We start from the raw sequence: 1,180 nt of genomic DNA on the forward strand, positions 1-1,180 counted from the left end.
GGCGGGGACGGGCGCGGGACCGTCCCCGCCGGCGCGAAGGCCGAATGCCCCGCCGTCGCCGCGCCCGGCGACGGCGGCCGGTCGCGGCAGCTGCGCGGCATGTGGATCGCCACCGTCGCCGGCATCGACTGGCCCAAGGACACCGCCGACCCCGCCGCAAAGCAGCGCGAGCAGTTCACCCGGCTCCTCGACACCGCCACCGCGATGAACATGAACGCGGTGTTCGTGCAGATCCGCCCCAACTCCGACGCGTTCTACCCCTCCCCGTACGAGCCGTGGTCGCAGTGGATCACCGGTACGCAGGGCAAGGACCCCGGCTACGACGTCCTCGCCTTCATGATCAAGGAGGCGCACGCCCGGAACCTGGAGTTCCACGCCTGGTACAACCCCTACCGCGTGTCCCGGCAGGCCGACCTGAAGAAGCTGTCGCCCAAGAGCCCCGCCCGGCAGCACCCCGACTGGGTCCGCAAGTACGGGACGGGCCTGTGGTACGACCCGGGCATCCCGCAGGTCCGGGACCTGGCCACCCGGGCCGTCATGGACGTCGTCGGCAAGTACGACATCGACGCCGTCCACTTCGACGACTACTTCTACCCTTACCCCGAGGGCGGCGAGTTCCCCGACCAGGCCACCTACAAGGCCCACGGCGGCGGCATGGACAAGGGCGACTGGCGCCGGAAGAACGTCGACACCCTCGTCCAGACCCTGTCCGGCAAGATCCACGACGCCAAGCCCTGGGTGCGGTTCGGGATCAGCCCGTTCGGCGTGTGGCGCAACGCCAGCACCGACCCCCGCGGGTCCGACACCCGCGCCCTGCAGAGCTACGACGACATCTACGCCGACACCCGCACCTGGATCAAGAAGGGCTGGGTCGACTACATCACCCCCCAGCTGTACTGGCCGATCGGCGACCCCCGCGCCGACTACGCCGAGCTCGCCGGCTGGTGGGCCGACCAGGTCAAGGGCACCGGCGTGCAGCTCACCATCGGGCAGGGCGCCTACCGCGTCGGCAAGGACGCCGCCTGGAAGGACCCCGCCGAGCTGTCCAAGCACCTCACCCTCAACGCCAGGCACCCGAAGATCCGCGGCGACGTGTTCTTCAGCGCGTCCGACATCGTCTCCAACCGCCGCGGGTTCGCCGCCCGGCTGCGCGACGACCACTACCCCCGCCCCGCCATCC

At 70.8% G+C, this 1,180-nt stretch carries 1 protein-coding gene; it reads left to right on the plus strand.

Annotated elements, in window-relative coordinates; genetic code table 11:
- Window positions 1-1,180: glycoside hydrolase family 10 protein (locus ETD83_RS41885; RefSeq protein ID WP_138650775.1), on the plus strand; the 1,180-nt coding region annotated here is incomplete at both ends.

Origin of the sequence: Actinomadura soli, from assembly GCF_005889715.1 — a bacterium.
In the GTDB taxonomy this organism is placed as follows: Bacteria; Actinomycetota; Actinomycetes; order Streptosporangiales; family Streptosporangiaceae; genus Spirillospora; species Spirillospora soli.